We start from the raw sequence: 18872 nt of genomic DNA on the forward strand, positions 1-18872 counted from the left end.
TGATGACGGCTACCAACGTAAATCGTTTCACTTAGAAAACCTTGCAAGCGCGATCTCTAGTTAATAATCTTTGTTTTTAAAGAGAAGGGGTGTTTTTTTGTTTTTAGAGATCAATGCTATTTCCAAAAGCTTTGACAAGAAACAAATTTTTGATCAGGCAAGTTATCAATTTGAAACCGGAAAAATCTATGGTATTTTAGGGCGCAATGGGGCAGGGAAAACGACGTTATTCCAATGTATCGCTCGGAATATGACCGTTGATAGCGGGAGTATTTATTTAGTTGAAGACGACAATCAACGAACCTATGAAAATACAGATGTCGGATTTACATTCACGCAACCGCATCTGCCAGGTTTTATGACGGCGATTGAGTTTTTGCGCTTTTTTATGGATGTCAATCGGGAGCGCATCAAACAGTCGCTTTCTCCAGAAGAATTTTTAATGTCTGTAGGAATTTCTTCAGAAGAGCAGCATCGTTTAATGAAAGATTATTCCCATGGCATGAAAAACAAAGTACAAATGCTTCTTTCTTTGATGGTGCAGCCACCAATCATGTTGTTTGATGAACCATTGACCTCCTTCGATGTTGTAGCTGCCCATGAAATCAAACAAATGATCCGATCAGCAAAAGAGGATTCGATCATACTGTTTTCCACTCATATTTTACAGCTTGCACAAGATTTATGTGATGAAGTGGTCCTACTAAATAATCATCAATTGACCGGGATTGATCCTTCTCACATTCATGAACCAGATTTTGAGAAAGAAATCGTTACTTTGCTGACGGAGGGGGAGCCCGATGCTGCAATGGATTAAACTTTATTGGCTTTATGAAGAGACGATTTTTTCAACGAAAGCGAATGGATTTCTCTATTTTTTGACCAAAATTCCTTTGATTGGAAAACATCTTCCCCATGATCTTTATGGGCAATACGGTCTCAAAAAAATGCTTTTTACTGTATTATTTAGCTTGCGCTTGATCTTGCCATTTTTCACAAAAATTATTTGGCTGCTTTTTTATTATGCAATTGCCTTGGTTGCTTTTCATGGTTGGGAGAATTTATTTGGCTCTTTTGATCAGTTTGAAGAACAAATAATGATTGCTGGTTTTTATACTTGGCTAGTGGTCGTTGCACTAGCCAGCAATTTTTTTTCTTTGTTCTCATTTACATTAGATCAAAAAGCGATTGAATTCACGGATTACTTCATGGTGTCAAAACGACAGTATTTGCGAATGAATCTTTTCTTTAAGACGATCCAATCCATTATTTATTATCTACCAGCATTTTTGTTGTACAGCTTTTTTGCTGGCAATAGTTGGCTGACCCTCGTTGGTATCTTTGGTGCTGGCTTTGCTTGTGTGGCAGCTGCCAGTCTAATTCGCTGGGGATTCCAAAAGCAATGGGGCAGTGGCTGGCGCATCGGTTGGCGACTAGCCATATCTATGCTGACTTTAGCGTCGCTCTACGGCTTATTGCTTCAACAGATTATTCCAACTATGACATTCGGGTTGGGACTTTTGGCGTTCTTTCTGATTGCCGGCACTGGCTGTTTTTACTACCTAAAACACTTTACACAAGAAAATGATTTTTTCCTTTATTCTGTTGAAAAAAGCTATCAGCAATTTAGTGTGCTAGAAACCATCAGTTCAGATTCAAGTCAATATCTCAATGAAGGGATTGAAATGCAGAAAAAACTTTCTTTGGATCAAGAGAAGCCACTCACTCATTTGCAAGGATCAGAATACCTCAACGGATTGCTCTTTCAAAGATACCGTAAACTGTTGCGCAAAAAATTGCTGAACCGTGTCGGTATTGTGTCTATTCTATTTTTAGGATTGATTTTATTATCCTTTTTGAAGATTGTTCCATATCCTAATGAAGAGGATCTGACAGCACTACTGCCAGCGCTATTTTTAGTCATGTATTTTGGTTCATTGGGAAAAGCAATCGTCCAAATGGTTTTTGTTAACTGTGACATCTCCATGCTTTACTATCCTTTTTATCGGGAGAAAGAAACGATCCTCAGTGGGTTTAATTACCGTTTTATCAAATCAATGTTTTACAACGGAGTCTTTGCGGGAAGTATTTTTGGCGGCTTCTTATTATGGGACTTGCTAAATGGATTGCAAGCTAGCTGGTATTTCATTGGGGTCTTATTTTTATTATTGACGAGTTTGACAGCATTGTTCTCATTTCATGAATTATTTATCTATTACTTGTTACAACCTTTTACTGGGGACATGAGAGTGGTCAATCCGGTCTACAAATTTGTCAGTGGAGTATTGTATTGGATCAGCTATATCAACCTGCGCCTGCATGTTTCTGGATTTGCTTACTCGATCGTTGTCTCAATGGTCTTATTACTCTATGTTTTTGTCGGATATGTACTAATCATTCGCTTCGCGCCGAAGACCTTTAAAATCAAAGAATAGGAGAGAATCAGGACTGCATTATAAAACCTATTCACAAATGCGAACATATGTTTTATAATGAGAGAAAGTTGTGAATAGGAGGGTCTAGTCAGATGAAAACTACGTTGACTCTTGAAATGGAAGAAGCCCTTTATTATTACTGTCGCGAAAACAGTGATATCGTCATCGAAGAGGTAATCATGCCGGATGATCAAGGAATCGTTGATACTCTAAGTTGTCGCTTAACACCAGAAAATTTGTTTGAATGGCGCTGTTATGAATTAAAAGTCAGCCTGGCGGATTTTCGTTCAAAAGCGAAGCTGTCATTTATTGGGCATTATAATTATTTTGTTTTGCCGCATGCATTATATGTAAAGGTCAAGGAAGAGATTCCTGCTGCCATCGGTGTATTGGTTTACCATGCATTTGCTGATCAAGAAAAGGGGAGCCCTGGTTATTTTAGTGTCGAGAAAAAACCGCAGCGGCAATCTTTACTCGTCAACGAAAACGCATTGTTGTATCGTTTGATCTCTGCACAAGCACGAGAAGTGGGGAAGGCCAAGCAAACAGCACGAGGTTTGCGCGTTTTCTCGACGGAACGATTGTACAAAGAACTAAAGAAAAGGGAACCAGAATACGATTTATTTGGCGGCGGGGTCAATTACTACGACCGTTTTATTGAAGATACGCAGCTACAAGCTATTGAAGCGCTAAAAGAAGAACTGGCTGCAACGCGAGAAGCTTATTTCGAATTGGAACAGCGTTTTTTGACACAAGAAAAGGAGTAGCACTATGTATTATCCATATTTTCGCGGCAAACAATTTGACTTGTTGGCATTAAAAAGTCTATTAGAAATGGAACAGCTGTCTTTAGAAGTTCAACCCGTCATTGAGCCTATCCGGCAATCCAAGACTTTTTGGGATACAGTCGAGCTGTTTCAGAAAAAAGCGCATCCTTTTTTTGTTATCGTCAATCCACAGGCGGGGGACTTTCTGACGGAAGAAGGAAGTCGTTTATTACAAACACTGCCTAACGCTAAAGCCTATATCATCGATCAGCCAATTGAAACCATTGACTGTCAGCCGGACCTTTGGGTTGTTCATGAATCTGCTCCAGCGTTGGCCAGTGACTGGAGTAAAAATCAGACACCGATCTTAGTTGGACAAGAATTCCGTTTATTGAAAAAAATCCAGGGACCAAAGATTCTCATGCATGATTTTTTTACTAGACTTCCTAGAAACAGCTTCTATCAGGAAGTACCAGAAGAAGTGCTACCAACCGTTTATCAACACTACGAGCAGCAAGGATTTTCCGGCTATAGTGATTTTTCTATCGACAGCAAAATCTATTATGCACATAGTTATCCCTCTAAAACAATTGTTTTACACTGGCTATTTGTTGATCAGCAGCAAAAGTTGCGAATCACTCATTTTGTTTCGGACGAATCATTAGAAACTCAAAAAGAAAAGTTTCTACAGCTCATGTCACAAGTTTTGCAACATGAAGAAATCTATCCAACTCAAACATCAGGCTTAGAGTTATTACTTGAAGCATACAAAAAGGATAAGTTTCCAGGTATGGGTGTTTTGCGGAAAGCTGCTGTCATGAACCACTTGGAATTAATCAGCCGTTATCATTTTACATGATTGTTAGTTATGTCATCAGTCATATAAAGAAAAGTTTCTCTCAGGAGTTGAAATCTAACTGCAGCTACAATCATAGATTTTGGTTGCAGTTCAATCATCACTGAAATCACCAATCAGTCATGCATCAAAAATCCTAATAAGCAGCTGAAGCACGCTAAAATTTGTTTTAGGAAGCCAACTGTACAATACTGGCATTCAATACATAAAAATCATCAATCTGCGCGGCAAAGACTCATTTTTTACTCAAAATGGTTCACTTTAAGAAAAATCGCTGTTTTTAAGAAAAAATACAGCTCAATCAGAGGGAGGAGAAGTAAATTCACCAGATTTTTTCAGAACTTTAAAAATTATTTATTTTAGTTTACATAATATATATTATACAAAGTTGTATTTGGAAAAAGACGGTTCAAAATGTTTTTGATTTTTGCATTTTGAACCTCTCTCGCTGTCTTTTTCCCCTTATGAATATTGAAATCAACAACGATTCGCCAATTTTCCTGTCATTGGTGTTTATTTGGCTGCTAATTGATGTATTGTCTTGGTGTATTGTCACTGATCACTAGTTTAATACATCGATTTCATTTGATTGGGTCTCGTCATTAAGATCTTTCGTTTGTTACTAAGTGACTCATTTGTTTGATTTCATAAAATTGTTGCTGTTGCTGTGTATGTTTCGTTTATAAGTTTATTAGGTATCAGATTAAGCTGAGTTAATTTCCTTAAAATCAATTCTTGAGTTTACTTCAAAAAATAGCGATCGATTGTTATAAAATGCATTCCTGTGGTTGTGTCTGGCGGCTGCGACGATCATTTCTGTTTGAGTTTTCTTAATTCATCTGGGCGAAAGCCAAACCACGGGTTCGAACCAGTTGAGGCATTAGGGATTAAAACTGGTACGGACTGGAATCCGTATAGTTTCACTTCTTCGCGAAATTCTTCTTTTTCTTCAATGTTCTTTTCGATATATGGGATTCGATGAGCGTCTAAAAATAATTTTGTCTTTTTGCATTGAATACAATTAGTTTTACAATAAAGCGTTATCATATAATATTATTTCTCCATCCTTTTTATTTTTATTGGTTTGTACGTTATTTTTTATTGTAAATTTAATTCTTGTTTAGTTCAATAATCTTTACTTATTAACATATAAATAAAATAGATTGTTTTGTTTTATTTTTTTATATTGTTATGATACGCGTTTTTTTATCGTGTTGGTTTACTACTGACCTGATGTGAGTTGCGGGAAAAAGATTTTGCTGATAAAAGTCATTAAAAAAGTGTATCCATCCATCCCTGTCCTGTTTGAGTTTAAGATCGCCCTCACTCTTATCTATTTTTGCGGCAAAATTTAAAGAACTGTTCGCTTTACAAATGCGAACGAATGTTTGTATTATAGTGGTGAGAGGTGATTCTTATGGGCATGCTCCAACCCTACGAAGATCGGAAAAAATTAAAATGGCAGGGATTCTTTCTATCGGAACATACAACAGAAGTCGGACAGGATGAGCGCCAGCGTCACTTTGTGTGGCCTGCAAAGCCATCCATGACTAGCGAAGAGATCAATGAAGTGTTGACTTTAGCTAGGATCAAAAGTCGAGCAGTAGCGATCCAATGTGAAGAAGTCAATGAAGACGGTCTCTACCCTCCTGACGTGGTCGGCATGATCCAAAGCTACGATTCTTTAGGCATTTATATTGATGGACGTAAAGTACATTACGATGAGATCCGGCATATTTCCTTTTTCGAAGAGACGAAATGGTTCGCACTGGATGAATGAATCGTAGGCGATGAGCCACGACAAGCGTACAATCGGAAAGTTTTTTACGGAATGTGCAAATCTATTTTTTTTAAAGGAGGTTTCCCTTATGCAAACGATTAAAGGAACAGTGACAAAGATTCGATTGCTGACGTTTACTTCTTCTCCCCTCGTCCGTTTTACAGTAGGAACGACGAATTGTTTGATCAATCGCCATAGCTTATCTTTTTTAGCAGATGTCACGGAAGGCATGTCTTTGGTGGCTGTTGGCGAGTGGAATGCGCGCAAGCAATTTATTGTCCGTAAATATGCTGTTCGGGGGAAAACGAAAATTATGATGGACATCGAACAATTGTCTAAACAACGAGGAAAGGCGGTTCTTTCATGAGAGCGCGGGATTTGCTGACAGCATTAACGACAACGACACAACAAGAGTATCAGGGAATTTACTTAAGCCGTAAGGAAACCTTGGTCCCTTTCACGACGATTGCACAAGATGCTTCTGGGAACTTGATTTTATTTTTTGAACCTAATCGTCCCCCACTATCCATCAAAGAACTTTACACGAGTTTAATGTTGCACAAAAACTTGCCTTTGCTCTATTGGGACGGTGAAGAACGACAAAAGGTCTATGGGTTTCGTGAAGAAGATCGACAGATCATTCTCTGATCTTTTTTCTGTGAGATACTAACCAATCATTCTTCTTTTTATTCATGGTATACTATAGATCAAGAAAACATTTTCAACGGAGGTAAAAAATGGGAAATCCGCGCATATACACCATGTCTTTTGCAAGTGTCTATCCCCTCTATGTACAGAAGGCGGAGCGCAAAAATCGTACCCGAGATGAAGTGGATCAGATTATTTTTTGGTTAACTGGTTATTCGAAAGAAGGTCTGTCCCGACAATTAGCAGAAGAAGTTTCAATGGAACGTTTCTTCGCAGAGGCGCCTGACTTGAATCCGAAAAGAAAAATGATCAAAGGAGTTATCTGCGGCGTTCGTGTAGAAGAGATCAAGGAACCTTTAATGCAAGAAATTCGATACTTGGATAAATTGATTGATGAATTAGCCAGAGGAAAAACAATTGAAAAAATTTTGCGAGGTTAGTTTTTAAGTGGTCCTATTCTATAATTATTGCGTTTCATTGGTCCATTACGTATAATGAGACTACCTTGGCAGGGGCAAATCGTTTGCTTCGATCCGTTGGGCATTCATGTCCGACGGATTTTTTTATTTAAATTCAGTCTAAAAAAAGCGCTGTGGTTCTTTTGCAGGAATCCCATTTTGGTACCTCCCTTTCTTAATGTGACTAGGAAAACGAGTCAAAATGTATACAGCATTCAGGTCACAGCGCTTTTAGTATTGCTATCTTTCTCTTTTTTTACGTGCTTGCAGGTGTTCTTTGTGTTTCAAATAGGCCAATTCTTTCTCCATTTTACGGTAACGGTTAAATAGATCTTGCGAGAGTTCTCCAGAAGCTAACGCTTCTTTGACTGCACAATTTGGCTCTGATTCATGACGACAATTTTTGAAGCGGCATTTTTCTGCTAAAAGTTCAATCATCTGGTAATACCGATCTAATGAAGAAGCAGCAACCGTCTCCAAACTGATTTCTCTCATGCCAGGAGTATCGATGACCATTGCCCCATTTGGCAAGCGGAACAGCTGTCTACTCGTGGTAGTGTGACGACCACGCCCATCTTCTTCACGAATGGCTTTGGTTGTCTGCCGTTCGTCTCCTAGTAATTGATTGAGTAAAGAAGATTTACCAACCCCTGAAGAACCAATAAAGGCTACCATGCTTTCTGGCGTCAAAAATGGTTCGAATTGCGTCCGCTCATCTTTGTAGATGGTGGTAGCTAAAACCGGCAAAGCGAATGTCAGCTTCAGCTGGTTGATGATTGCTTCTGTTTCTGTTGTGTCCATCTGATCGATTTTTGTTAATACAATGACTGGATTGGCTCCACTGTTCCAAACAATCGTAACGAACCGCTCCAAGCGAGCGAGATTAAACTCTTCATTGGCGCTTGTTGTAAGAAAGACAGTCGTCACATTAGCAGCGATTCCTTGTTCGTCTGGTCGATTTCCAGCTACTTTCCGCTGTAAAAAACTTTTTCGCGGCAAGACGGTATCAATCAAAAATTGATTTTGATCATAACAATGCCCCATTACCCGATCGCCTACGATCGGATAGTCTTTCAATGCTGTTGCTTGCTGGCGAAACTTTCCGGAGACACGGGCATAACGTTCTTCTCCTGAAGACAAGAATACTTTTGCCAGATCTTTCGCTTGAAAGATAACAATTCCTTGATTTTCCATGAATTCCCTCCATTTATGTTTGGAGGTGCCACTCTATAAAGGGAAACCTCCATGATCTTGACGTCCATTATAAGTATTCATATGACATTTCCCCTTTCGTGAGTAAATTCATCGATTGATGTATCCCTAGTATAGCATTTCTTGCGATTGTCAGACTAGCTTTTCTTTTATGGCTCAATAATGATTAGCCGCAAGAAGTGCTATGGAGCGTTGAATATCCCCTGTCAATGGCTTCAAAACCACTAAAACGAAAAAGCTGAAACTCACACGATAGACAGTCCCCTTTAAACTCTCTTCATCCTCTACGATTTTTTCAAGCAAGATAGCTCCTCGCTCATTAAGCAATAAGCCTCCCCTTGTATCACTGTTCTACTATTATCGTTGTTCCTTCCTATCTTCTTCTGAGATCCCCATTCTTGCCCTATCTTCCCTATGTTCATTAACTTTTGACCATTCTCCTTTACCCATTAGTGAATAATCTTAGTTCTTTTGTGAATGATTCGTTATATAATATTCTCTTTTCTATTTATTCATATAAGAAATATTTGGTAAAAAAAGTTTTTTTCTTTTCAACTGTTATTTAAAAAATGGTATGATAGCAGCAGAATATTTATTTTTTCCTCCTTTATTGAAACTCGCAACCACATCTTACGCTCGCGATTTTACAAAGGAGCAAACCATATGTTAGGAGAAAATCATGGCAAAGAAACTTCTTGGTACAATCAGTGGTCTTTTGATTGCTGCTGTACTTGGTATCAGCTTGTACACGCAAACCCAAAAAGACCCGAACCCCACTTCATCACCTGGACACTCATCTACTATACAGGTGAAACAGTCGAAGTCTTCTAAAGCATCAGATTCGCATACAAAAGAAACCCAGTCAGCAAATAATCTCGCTGCATTGACGTATCAAGGGACACAAACCATTACTATCAACAACAATGTCCCCTCCTTCTCACAAGATACCCTCTCTACAAAAAATGGTGCATGGGAAAAATATGGTGATCTCGATCACTTAAATCGAGCCACTTCTGCGGAAGCTATGTTGAATCAATCCCTGATGCCTACTGAAAAACGCGGGGATATCTCTAGTGTCACGCCTACAGGCTGGCACAATAAAAAGCTGAAAAAAGGTTATCTTTATAATCGAACTCATTTGATCGGCTTTGCTCTGGCGGGAGAAAATGCCAACTGGAAAAATCTGATCACAGGTACACAACAGTTGAATAATCCCGAAATGTTACGCTATGAAATGGATATCAAATACTATTTAGAACAAGATCCCAGCCATTATGTTCGTTATTCGGTGACTCCTATTTACCGCGGTGATGAATTAGTGGCACGAGGCGTTCAAATGCAAGCCCAATCGATTGGCGATAATACGATCCGCTTCAATATTTATATATTCAATATTCAAGATGGTGTGACGATCCATTACCAAGATGGGACAAGTGTGCTTTCTGAAGAAGCATCGGATGCGACTAGCACTTCGGCAAAAAATACTACATCGAATGTTGCTGAAGATGAAAAAGAATATGTAGATGCGAAGGGAAATGGTCTGATCAAAGGGTCAAAAAATGGCATTTATCATCTGCCAGGTACGAGAGGCTATGAACAGACGACAAATCCAAAAGAATGGTTCAAAACGATTGCGGAAGCCAAAGCTGCTGGTTATCGAGCACCAAAATAAAAAAGCCATAGGCTTTTTTATTTTGAGAGCATCCCTATTCGACACGTTAACCTTATAGCGCTTGCTCGTACCTTGATTTTTGTAACTCTGTCAAATAGTTATTTCCTGCTTCTGTTAAACGCAATGTGCGTGATTTTGGAAATTTTTCTCTCGTGATTAGGCCTCTATTTTCCATCCGAAGTAGATGACGGTGAATGAGAGAAGTTGATTTGATTCCTTCATGGGCACAAATTTCTCGAATAGATGGTGCTCGTTTCTGTTCTTGCTGATAAGCATCAATAAATAATAAGATCCGATCTCTTCTAATCATATTTTCCTCCAGGGGGTAGAAGACAAAAGCAACGGACAATTGAAAAACCTAAGCGTTTATTTCCTATAGGTAATATTATAAATGAAAAATTCCCTTGGAACAACAGTTTTTGAAGAAGTCGCTGGCTTTTCATCGCATTTGTTTTCTTTTGACTTTATGATGAAAAGAGTAGAAGAAAAAAGTGAGGCGTTGGTATGAGTTTTGGCGAAAATCTAAAAAAATTCCGAGAAGAAAAACAGCTCGGCGTCAATCAGTTGGCTTTGAAATCTGGAGTCAGTGCAGCGCAAATTTCCCGCTTTGAAAATGGTAAGCGTAAGACACCCCATGTGGATACTGCAAAAAAATTGGCAAAAGCACTCTCAGTCCCATTGCCTTTATTGATTGGTGATTCCGTTTCATATGATGAATGGGATTATGACGAAAATCAACGGCGAGTGGCCCATCAAATCAAAGATATGACCGAGGAAGAAATCACGGATATCTTAGAATATATCGCTTTTGTTAAGCAAAAAAATAGAAAACGCTAATTGAAAAAAGCCATCTGTCTCTAAAAAAATAGAATCAGATGGCTTTTGGCCTGCTCTCTGACGAGAATTACCAGAAATGAAATTATCGTGGATAAACTGCTTGGATACTGTCTTCAAGAATCTTCATTTGTACTAGGGTTTCTTCGTCTTTGACTGTTTTAGGCTTTCCATTAATAATAGCTTCATACAGTCCGGCATAAACACGGCTATAGTCCCCTACTTCAGAAACTACTTTTTCCTCATGATAGATTCCTTCATCATCATAATACGTCAGACAGCCATAATGTTCAGGAAGATCAATTCCAAAGTCCGCATGATCAGGCATATAAAACATTTTTAAATGCTCTTCTTGGCGATCTTTGGTTTGTTTGACAAACATGCCTTTCTTACCATAAACGACAAAGCTTGGTCGTTCTTTGATTCGGAAATAGCTTGATTTGATCGATACCTTTAAAGGGCCATAGAAGAAGTCCAGATCGAAATAATCGTTCATGCGATTCGGACCTAAAAGTTGGCGAACTTCTGAATGGTATGTCTCTGGTTCGCCGAAATAAGACAGCACTTGATCGATGGTATGACAAGCATGTCCATAAAGATAACTACTATTTAATGAGAATTCTTGTGTATTTTCTGGAATTTCGGGGCGATAATAGTCATAGTGCATTTCTACTTCAAGTAAATCCCCTAGAACGCCACTTTCAATAACTTTTTGGACAGTCAGAAAGTCAGAATCGTAGCGGCGATTTTGATAACATTGAATCAACAGTCCTTTTTCTGCAGCCAAAGCAAAAAGTTCTTGAGCTTGTGCATATGTTTCAGTAAAAGGTTTCTCTAGCAATACATTCTTTCCGTGAAGCAATGCATCCTTGGCAGTTTCAAAATGCAGATGGTTAGGAGTAGTCACAACGACTAATTGAATCGCTGGATCATCATAGATATCGTTGATATCTGTTGTGTAGGTCGTTCCAGGAAGTTTTGCCCAAGTATCGCGAATCACTCGGGAATAGATTGTTTTCACGTGGATTTTGTCGGATAATTTAGTAGCAAACGGCAAGTGATAGCGATTAGTGCTTTTTCCATTGCCAATATAAGCAATTGTTAGCATAGTTTAAAGCCCCCATTTTTCATGATAGTTCCATTATAGTCAAACAAACGATTAGATGGAAGCAAGAATCCTTCTCGCCGCCGATTTGTATGTCTCCTTAATTAACTAATGAAACAAAGCGCTTATCATTTTGAAACAAATAGACTATGATTGATTCAAAAAGGAGAAAACGATGAGATGTCCTTTTTGTCAGATCGCAGCCAGACAGCTTCCTGCAACAATCATTTATGAAAATCAATGGACAATGGCGATTCTTCCTAAAAATCCCGCTGTAGACGGTCACCTCTTAGTTATACCGAAACAACATGTAACTTCTATTCTTGCTTGTGACGAAGAAATATGGGTGCAAGTTACCAAGACAGCAAAAAAGGTGGCAACAGATTGCGTGAAATCTGGTAACTTTGAAGGTATCAATTTCTTAAGTGCCCATGGCGCTGCTGCCCAACAATCCGTTAATCATCTGCATATCCATTTGATTCCTCGAAAAGAAGGCGACGGCATCAATGCTTGGCCCGATTTTCATGACAGTAAAAAGTAAGAAGGTTATTAACGAGTCGTCAATTGAACAATGAAAGAGAGAATGATCAATGGATATTCAGTTAGAAAAAGTTACCTACCAAACATTACCGATAGCGTATCGGATACAAAAAGAAAGTTTTAAACAGTTGTTTGAACACTATCATGATACAGAAACCTCCCCTTATCTGGAAACGTATGAGAATTTCTCTAAAAAGTACCAACGAGAGAATAATTATTTCTATTTGATCCAAGCCGACGGATCAGCAGTAGGTTTTGTACGAATCGTTCTATCAGAAGCCCCGGCGCTGGTAGCTCGAGTGGCCCCCATCTGTATTTTGCCTGCTAATGAAAATCATGGGATTGGTAAAATGGCCATTCAGTTAGCCGAAGCTAGATTCTCGTCTATTAAGACATGGCAGCTAAGTACGATTTTGCAAGAAACCCGCCTACTTTCATTTTATCAAACACTCGGTTATCAGCTATCAGATCGTACGAGCCCGATTGTGACTGGTATGGATCGTGTATTTCTTACCAAACATATCCACTAAAACTCATTACTTATTGTCTTTTCTCCCCATTACCTATGACAGAGTCTCTTAAAGAGCGACTGTCATAGGTAATCTTGTTTACATAATATTATACTGGTAAATAAAAAACACTTCTTGTTTCCTTGATACTTTTCGAGAGAAAGTTCAAACGAGTTTCACGAAAAGGTCTCATACAAGCGTTTTTTGGAGCCACTCATTCGTTTTCTCAACTAGCTTTTATCAGTTTCTTTCCTTATTTATGCAATTTATTTCCTAGTTCCTTTTCATCATCTTTCTATAATGTTGCTGATCTTATGTTATAATTAATTATGTATTTTAAAACTAGATAATTACTATAAGAGAAGGTGGATTTATGGAACAACATCAACCATCCTGGATAAAACTGCTTTTTTTCTTTTTGATTTTTATGGGAGCAGATCTTATGAAACAGGTTATCGTTCATCATTTCGCTTGGTTAGACGTGCTGCAATTAATGAATTTCCTAATATTTATTCTACTCTCCTTTTTCATTCGCCAGTTACCTTCTACCTTGCGAAAGATTCTGATTGGTACTTATCTTTTTATTATCGGTGGAATCATGTCTCTTTTATTTGGAAATCCCTTTGAACTTGCTTCATGGACACTCTACTTCGTGGGTGCGTTTTTTGGTACATTTTTGTGGGATCATTTTTGTCAACGATTTAGACTTCGTTGGTTTACTGATAAAATAATTCGTTAAAGGAGCGAATTTCGATGGATTGGCGCAATGATCGGATCAAAGCTTGTCAAAATGGAACAAATCCCATGTTAATGAAGGAATTATCGGGTGGTTTTGCGGTTTTTGGCGATACCCAATTTTTACCAGGCTACTGTGTGTTGTTACCTAAAAAATCAGTCGGAAGCCTAAATGATTTATCACTGGAAGAAAGACAAGAATTTCTCGTCTCGATGAGTGTTCTGGGTGATGCCATTTTAGCCGCCTGTTCGCCACTGCGAGTCAATTACGATATTCTTGGCAACACGGATCAATTTCTTCATGCACACGTTTTTCCACGATATTCTTGGGAGACCGAAGAGCGTCGTTCAAAACCTGTTTGGCTATATCCAGCAACATATTGGACATGTCCGCAGAATACCTATGATGAAGAGAAACATCACCTCATACGTCAGCGAATCACGACTTCTTTGACTGAATCCGTTCCGGTGATCAATGAGAGCTCTTGACCAGGAGCTTTTTTTGTTGATAAAAGAATTTTTCACAACTCTGATAGAAAACAGTTGAGACGTCCGTATAATAGACAAAGAGGTGAAAAAATGAACGATCATCAAATGATTCATTTGATCAAGAACAAAGATTATACCGGCTTGGAACAACTAATTGATAGCTACGGGTCAAGTATTCTTATGACCATCCATCGAATCTTACAAGCCCCTCATGAACAAAGTGAATGGTCAGATGTAGCAAATGAAGTATTTTATGAAATCTGGCAAAAAATCGAGGCCTATGATCCTGAGAAAAGTAGTTTTATCACTTGGATCTTGCTGATTACTCGAAGTCGCGGAATCGATCGCAAGCGTAAGTTAAATAAAGCATTTCAACAAGAAAGTATTGAAGAATATCAAGAGCTAGCTATTACGGAATCCCCGTTAAGTGAAGAAGAATTTCTGATTTGGCTCGAAGAGTTATCCCAAGTCGATCAACAAATTTTTCTTTTATATTATTTTTATCAAGAAAGTCCAGAAGAGATCGCGCAACAACTGGATTTGCAGACAACAGCTATTTATAATCACTTATCTCGCGGCAGAAAATTGTTGAAAAAGATTTGGAAAGAAAGGATGAATCGTGATGAATTTTAAACAGATCGTTGATTCAGAAAATCGTCGTCTCAGAAATGAAGTAACGCAAGATGAAAAAAATCGTCTTTTAGCTAATGGCAAAACATATATCTTTTTTCAAGAATTGATGACTGAAATTCAATCACTCTTAGATAAAGACGAAACAGTTCAAGGCTATCTCCCTCTCTCAACTTCAGGCAACCTTGCAATCAGTAATCAAGGGATAGCTGGTTTGTCTTATGCACGTACAGAAAGAGCAAAGCAATATGTCGCACAGTTCAATGATACTCGGAGTAATCGTCTATTTGTTTTTACAGAAAAACGGATCCTTTTTCTTGTGATCATCGACTTTTTAGATGATCAAACCTATTTCAGTTACCCCTACTCCTCGATTCCGGCATTTTCTTTGAAGACGCGTAAACTGAATCGCTTTGAGAAACCAGAAGACGAGGAAATCATGTTTTGGGCTTACTTTGATTTTCAATCGGATAGCCATATTTTTAGTGATGTATTGACAAAGAAAGACTATCAACTGTTTCAACATTTCCATGACACGATTCCTGCACTCAAAAAAATTCCAATCACTGAAAAAATCCACCGTAAAAATCCCTTAGATTACATAATCAGTAATTGGCATTTCAATTATCGATTGATGATATTCGTCAATCTTTTACTAATTCTTTTAGCTATTGGGTTAGTCTTGGGGATCGTCTTTGGAATCGGGATTTTTAAAGACTGGTACTATCGTGATTTGATTGGGTTTGTTGATCAGAGATCATTTTTTGTCCGATAATTATGTTATAATAGTCAAAAATTAACGAGAGAAGGTCTACCCGTTTTATGAAAAGAAAGGTACTTGTCCCATTGCTGCTATCCTTGCTATTAAGCGGCTGTTCTGCAAACGTACCAGAAGAAGCAGCCACATCTTCGAGCAGCCAAAAACAAATGACTAGCGAAACCGTAGAATCATCGCAATCTTCTCTTTCAGATGCAAAAACTGTTACGAGGGCTTCTGCTAGCGGGTCTACCAGTGAATCGGTATCAAAGACGGAGTCACCAAAGACTCCAGAAACAGCAAGCGCATATCCCTATCAAGTAGATATGTCACAACAATCCAATGTCCTGACATTTTCTTTTGAAGGATTCAACGTTCCTGACACTGTTACTATTGATCAGAGCAAAGAGGAAGTTACTTTTGAAAGTTCTACACCCGATGATTCCGTGACTAGCCGCTACCGAGCAACAATCGCAACGGTTCCCACAAAAACAATTCGCGTTTTTAGTGTAGGAACGAATCAAATTCGTGAAGTCAAAGTGAATACACAAATCTCAATCGGTAAAATACTGGGTGGAACCCAAGATCGTAAAGACTACCATGGTACAATGTATTTGTTTTACAACCATGATGGTGGGCTTTCCCTAGCAACGCCGAACTATGCTGGCAACGTTCCTGCAGATCAGATGGATGTCATGCAGGAAGTTCTTCCCTAAATCACTTCAGAAGAACCTAACTTTCAGAACCTTAGCTTGACTACAATATTGCAGGAATAATCAAAAATTTGTTGTGGAGGAAAATCGATGAATCTCAAACGTTTTGTACAATTGTTTATTTGCTATTTCGTATCTATGGTGGTTGCTGTTTTACTGACCAACTTATTCAATATTTCAACTATGCCATTTTATTTGTTGGTGGCCTCTATTATTGGGTATATCACATTAACGATCCCGTTAGTAGTCATGACGATCAAGAAAAACAAATAGTTCCGAGAGTGGATTTATTGAAAGGAGCATCAGATGATTGGCAATGTTCGTTATCTACCAAGAAAGTTAAGAAAATGGTACATTCTCTATCTTATCTGTCTGATACTTATTTATGGCTGGTTGTTGTTTACTGATCAGTCTGCGGTACTTGCTGTCGCTATTCTTCTCGTTCATTTTGCAATCGAACTTGCATTTATGTGGCATTCAGAAAATTCTTTTTTAGGCAGTGTTCTGGTTGCTTGTCTGCTTTATGGCATCTGGATGCTACCTTTCGTGCTTCGGTGATTAGTTTTCATTTATTCGTATCGAAAGTGAATCGGAGAAGCTAGCATAGAGAATTTTCTTAAAAAATACCCAGAGAAAAGAGCAAGTCATGACGTTGTCATTGACGATAGGTCTTTGCAGTAATGCAAACACTGAGGGCTCTATTCCTTTGGGTATTTTTTGTTCAATTTAACTAATTTAACTTAGTGAGTGACAAACAATTATTGCTCTCGTTCAACAAGTCGGTAATAGACTTTTGCTGTGATAAGGTATACCAACAGATAAATGACTGCGAAAAGAGCAACTGATACAACAGTCACACTGATCAGCAGATTGCGGTCGGTCAACCCGAAAAGCAAAAGCAGCTTGCGAATCATCGGAAACGCGAATGCAAGGTGGATGATCGCAGCTACCAATGGAAAAGAAAAAATCATCAATACTTGTTGTTGGATCACTTGCTTGACTTCTTTATGACTTAAGCCAACTTTCTGTAAGATCTCAAAACGTTCTTTATCTTCTATTCCTTCAGAGACTTGCTTGTAATAGATGATTAATGTAGCTGCCAAAATAAAGATCAGTCCAAAAATCAACCCTAAGAAAAAGAATCCTCCCGTAAACGTTTTGGTCTGTACTTGGAAGAGATCTTTTGATTCAATGCGTGCATTCGGATCAGCTGCTTGAAGGTCCTTTCGTATCTCTTTGCCCATTGTTTCTCGATCACTGGTTTCAGGCACTTGGAAGTCAAAAACAGTAGTGATCACTGGTTGTTGATAGATAAGGAATTCTTTTTCCTGATACCAACTAGTTAATTTCTCAGAAAGCCAAGTATCATCGACTACCACCACAAGTTGTTGAACGGGATTCTCCACTTGAGTAAAAGGTGGCAGGTCAGTTAGTGATCGAAGAGTGAACTGACTATGATCGATCGTCAGCTCTTTAGGCAACGCTTGATGGGTCCAAGTTTCTGGAAAGACCAACAATTCATCTTTTTCTGGTCCTTCTTTTCCTGTGATTCTTTGGTACTCCGTACTAGTAACAAATGTGAGAAAGACCGCTTTTTCTAAATTCTCGCTGTTATCTTCAAAAGTTGTTGAAGGAGTAAGTGTGTTTCCCTCAACCGTAAAAAGTAGGTCTTTAGTAGCAGTGACTTGTTTCCGGTTTTTGAGCGTTACTTTATTTTCAAGACTATCGATGGCTTGGTTCAATTGTTGCAGATTCGCCTCTGACTCGATCTGAAAGTCATAAGGAAATCGTGTTTCCACCACATTCTTCTGTCCGAAATAAAGACTAGCTGTTGTGGCAACAGTCACTAAAACCATTGTTGACAAAATACAAATACTTGCTAGACCTGCTGCATTTTGTTTCATTCGATAAAGCATCGTTGATACATTGATGAAATGGGTCGTCTGATAATAATAAGTGGATCGCTTTCTTAAAAACTGCAATGCTTTAATACTGCCAGAAATAAACAACAGATACGTGGCGATGATCACAAGAATCACAGCGACAAAAAAGAGTGCCAAGGCGCTGATGGGCGACTTGATTGTGACAGAAATTGTATACCCTACCGCTAAACAAATGATCCCTAGAAGGGCTAAAAAGCCTTTTGCTCGCGGCTCTTGTTCATTGCGCTTACTACCTTGCAGCAGTTCGATCGGCTTGGTTCGCCGGACTTGCAGCATATTGAATAGAAAAAGGCAGCCATAAACCATCAAAAAGTAAAGGATCACAAGACCGATACTTTCTACAGACAGTTCAAATACGAAGGATTCTCCCACCTCTAGAATTCTTTTTAAAATCAAGAACCCCAATCGTGCAAACAAAAGACCTCCAACTAGCCCTGCGGCCAGACTGATGAGGCAGCTATAAAAAAGTTCCCAAAAGACCACTAACGCAATTTCTCGTTTCCCTAATCCTAGAACATTGTAAAGTCCAAATTCTTTTTTTCGTTGTTTGATCAAAAAGTTATTGGTGTAAAACGAAAAAATGGCGGCGAAAACCATTAAAATGATATTTCCTAGTCGAAACATAAAAATAGCACTTTGACTGCTTGGCAGTTTATTCATCCCTGGATTATTTACAATGATTTGTGTCATCATTATCACTGCAACTAGAAGACTCATGGACAGTAAAAAAGGAGTATAAGCTTTGGTGTTTTTTCGCAAATTGGAAAAGGCGATTTTTTGAAAGAACAT

24 protein-coding genes are annotated in these 18872 nt (G+C 38.5%); 19 read left to right on the forward strand and 5 right to left on the reverse strand.

Annotation, left to right across the window (positions count from 1 at the left end; all coding sequences use genetic code 11):
- Positions 1-97 precede the first annotated feature (97 nt).
- The 4 genes from IGJ45_RS08505 (at position 98) to IGJ45_RS08520 (ending at position 4061) form a co-directional block, all read left to right on the forward strand.
- Positions 98-817 carry an ABC transporter ATP-binding protein gene (locus tag IGJ45_RS08505; protein ID WP_103300863.1) on the forward strand — a complete coding sequence of 240 codons (720 nt, stop codon included), beginning with the start codon at positions 98-100 and terminating at the stop codon, positions 815-817.
- On the forward strand, positions 801-2435 hold the full coding sequence (locus tag IGJ45_RS08510) for a hypothetical protein (protein WP_156247513.1): 1635 nt from the start codon (positions 801-803) through the stop codon (positions 2433-2435). The genes IGJ45_RS08505 and IGJ45_RS08510 overlap by 17 nt, the downstream gene beginning before the upstream one ends.
- 92 nt (positions 2436-2527) lie before the next feature.
- Entirely contained in the window at positions 2528-3202 is a 675-nt protein-coding gene (locus IGJ45_RS08515; RefSeq protein ID WP_021149701.1) for a hypothetical protein, read from the forward strand.
- Positions 3203-3206: 4 nt separating this feature from the next.
- A complete protein-coding gene (locus tag IGJ45_RS08520) occupies positions 3207-4061 on the forward strand; it encodes a sce7725 family protein (RefSeq protein WP_103300861.1) in 855 nt (284 codons plus the stop codon).
- Positions 4062-4868: 807 nt separating this feature from the next.
- On the opposite strand, the gene IGJ45_RS08525 is transcribed toward IGJ45_RS08520, so the two are convergent.
- Positions 4869-5105: a glutaredoxin domain-containing protein gene (locus tag IGJ45_RS08525; RefSeq protein WP_123836289.1), complete on the reverse strand. Its 237-nt coding sequence runs from the start codon at positions 5103-5105 to the stop codon at positions 4869-4871.
- A gap of 370 nt (positions 5106-5475) precedes the next feature.
- Here IGJ45_RS08525 and IGJ45_RS08530 point away from each other — a divergent pair, with 370 nt between their 5' ends.
- The 4 genes from IGJ45_RS08530 (at position 5476) to IGJ45_RS08545 (ending at position 6926) form a co-directional block, all read left to right on the forward strand.
- Positions 5476-5838 (forward strand): hypothetical protein, encoded by a 363-nt coding sequence (locus IGJ45_RS08530; RefSeq protein WP_409531722.1) that lies wholly within the window; start codon positions 5476-5478, stop codon positions 5836-5838.
- An 88-nt stretch (positions 5839-5926) separates the two neighbouring features.
- Positions 5927-6205, forward strand: coding sequence for a hypothetical protein (locus tag IGJ45_RS08535; protein WP_113849692.1), 279 nt, complete (start codon positions 5927-5929; stop codon positions 6203-6205).
- The gene (locus IGJ45_RS08540; protein WP_005473131.1) at positions 6202-6486 is read left to right on the forward strand and encodes a hypothetical protein; all 285 of its coding nucleotides are present in this window, start codon (positions 6202-6204) and stop codon (positions 6484-6486) included. Before IGJ45_RS08535 ends, IGJ45_RS08540 begins: the two co-directional genes overlap by 4 nt.
- An 89-nt stretch (positions 6487-6575) precedes the next feature.
- The gene (locus tag IGJ45_RS08545; protein ID WP_103300859.1) at positions 6576-6926 is read left to right on the forward strand and encodes a DUF2200 domain-containing protein; all 351 of its coding nucleotides are present in this window, start codon (positions 6576-6578) and stop codon (positions 6924-6926) included.
- A gap of 258 nt (positions 6927-7184) precedes the next feature.
- Here IGJ45_RS08545 and rsgA read toward each other — a convergent pair whose 3' ends face one another.
- Positions 7185-8138, reverse strand: coding sequence for a ribosome small subunit-dependent GTPase A (gene rsgA, locus IGJ45_RS08550; protein ID WP_409531724.1), 954 nt, complete (start codon positions 8136-8138; stop codon positions 7185-7187).
- Between the two features lie 697 nt (positions 8139-8835).
- Between rsgA and IGJ45_RS08555 the strand changes: the two genes are divergently transcribed.
- Positions 8836-9828 carry a DNA/RNA non-specific endonuclease gene (locus IGJ45_RS08555; RefSeq protein ID WP_409531727.1) on the forward strand — a complete coding sequence of 331 codons (993 nt, stop codon included), beginning with the start codon at positions 8836-8838 and terminating at the stop codon, positions 9826-9828.
- A 52-nt stretch (positions 9829-9880) separates the two neighbouring features.
- Here the strand turns inward: IGJ45_RS08555 and IGJ45_RS08560 are convergent, their stop codons facing one another.
- Complete coding sequence (locus tag IGJ45_RS08560; RefSeq protein ID WP_103300856.1) at positions 9881-10138, reverse strand: LexA family protein; 258 nt, start codon at positions 10136-10138, stop codon at positions 9881-9883.
- A gap of 194 nt (positions 10139-10332) precedes the next feature.
- Between IGJ45_RS08560 and IGJ45_RS08565 the strand changes: the two genes are divergently transcribed.
- Entirely contained in the window at positions 10333-10665 is a 333-nt protein-coding gene (locus IGJ45_RS08565) for a helix-turn-helix domain-containing protein (RefSeq protein WP_138371894.1), read from the forward strand.
- Between the two features lie 82 nt (positions 10666-10747).
- On the opposite strand, the gene IGJ45_RS08570 is transcribed toward IGJ45_RS08565, so the two are convergent.
- Positions 10748-11770: a Gfo/Idh/MocA family oxidoreductase gene (locus tag IGJ45_RS08570; protein ID WP_003126561.1), complete on the reverse strand. Its 1023-nt coding sequence runs from the start codon at positions 11768-11770 to the stop codon at positions 10748-10750.
- A gap of 172 nt (positions 11771-11942) precedes the next feature.
- On the opposite strand from IGJ45_RS08570, the gene IGJ45_RS08575 reads away from it, so the two are divergent.
- The 9 genes from IGJ45_RS08575 to IGJ45_RS08615 all read left to right on the forward strand — a co-directional run bounded on the left by IGJ45_RS08575 (position 11943) and on the right by IGJ45_RS08615 (position 16698).
- Positions 11943-12308 (forward strand): HIT family protein, encoded by a 366-nt coding sequence (locus tag IGJ45_RS08575; RefSeq protein ID WP_103300855.1) that lies wholly within the window; start codon positions 11943-11945, stop codon positions 12306-12308.
- A 49-nt stretch (positions 12309-12357) separates the two neighbouring features.
- Positions 12358-12837 carry a GNAT family N-acetyltransferase gene (locus tag IGJ45_RS08580; RefSeq protein WP_409531728.1) on the forward strand — a complete coding sequence of 160 codons (480 nt, stop codon included), beginning with the start codon at positions 12358-12360 and terminating at the stop codon, positions 12835-12837.
- A 352-nt stretch (positions 12838-13189) separates the two neighbouring features.
- Positions 13190-13555: a hypothetical protein gene (locus IGJ45_RS08585; protein WP_103300853.1), complete on the forward strand. Its 366-nt coding sequence runs from the start codon at positions 13190-13192 to the stop codon at positions 13553-13555.
- A 14-nt stretch (positions 13556-13569) separates the two neighbouring features.
- On the forward strand, positions 13570-14040 hold the full coding sequence (locus IGJ45_RS08590; protein ID WP_208774405.1) for an HIT family protein: 471 nt from the start codon (positions 13570-13572) through the stop codon (positions 14038-14040).
- Between the two features lie 90 nt (positions 14041-14130).
- On the forward strand, positions 14131-14673 hold the full coding sequence (locus IGJ45_RS08595; RefSeq protein ID WP_103300851.1) for a sigma-70 family RNA polymerase sigma factor: 543 nt from the start codon (positions 14131-14133) through the stop codon (positions 14671-14673).
- Complete coding sequence (locus IGJ45_RS08600; RefSeq protein ID WP_103300850.1) at positions 14663-15445, forward strand: hypothetical protein; 783 nt, start codon at positions 14663-14665, stop codon at positions 15443-15445. The genes IGJ45_RS08595 and IGJ45_RS08600 overlap by 11 nt, the downstream gene beginning before the upstream one ends.
- Before the next feature lie 47 nt (positions 15446-15492).
- A complete protein-coding gene (locus tag IGJ45_RS08605) occupies positions 15493-16143 on the forward strand; it encodes a hypothetical protein (RefSeq protein WP_138371899.1) in 651 nt (216 codons plus the stop codon).
- Between the two features lie 87 nt (positions 16144-16230).
- Positions 16231-16413, forward strand: coding sequence for a hypothetical protein (locus IGJ45_RS08610; RefSeq protein ID WP_003126552.1), 183 nt, complete (start codon positions 16231-16233; stop codon positions 16411-16413).
- 33 nt (positions 16414-16446) lie between these two features.
- Positions 16447-16698: a hypothetical protein gene (locus tag IGJ45_RS08615; protein ID WP_138371900.1), complete on the forward strand. Its 252-nt coding sequence runs from the start codon at positions 16447-16449 to the stop codon at positions 16696-16698.
- 200 nt (positions 16699-16898) lie between these two features.
- Here the strand turns inward: IGJ45_RS08615 and IGJ45_RS08620 are convergent, their stop codons facing one another.
- Positions 16899-18872: an ABC transporter permease gene (locus IGJ45_RS08620; RefSeq protein ID WP_409531731.1), complete on the reverse strand. Its 1974-nt coding sequence runs from the start codon at positions 18870-18872 to the stop codon at positions 16899-16901.

This window comes from Enterococcus sp. DIV0574, assembly GCF_051711125.1.
Classification (GTDB): Bacteria; Bacillota; Bacilli; order Lactobacillales; family Enterococcaceae; genus Enterococcus_D; species Enterococcus_D gallinarum.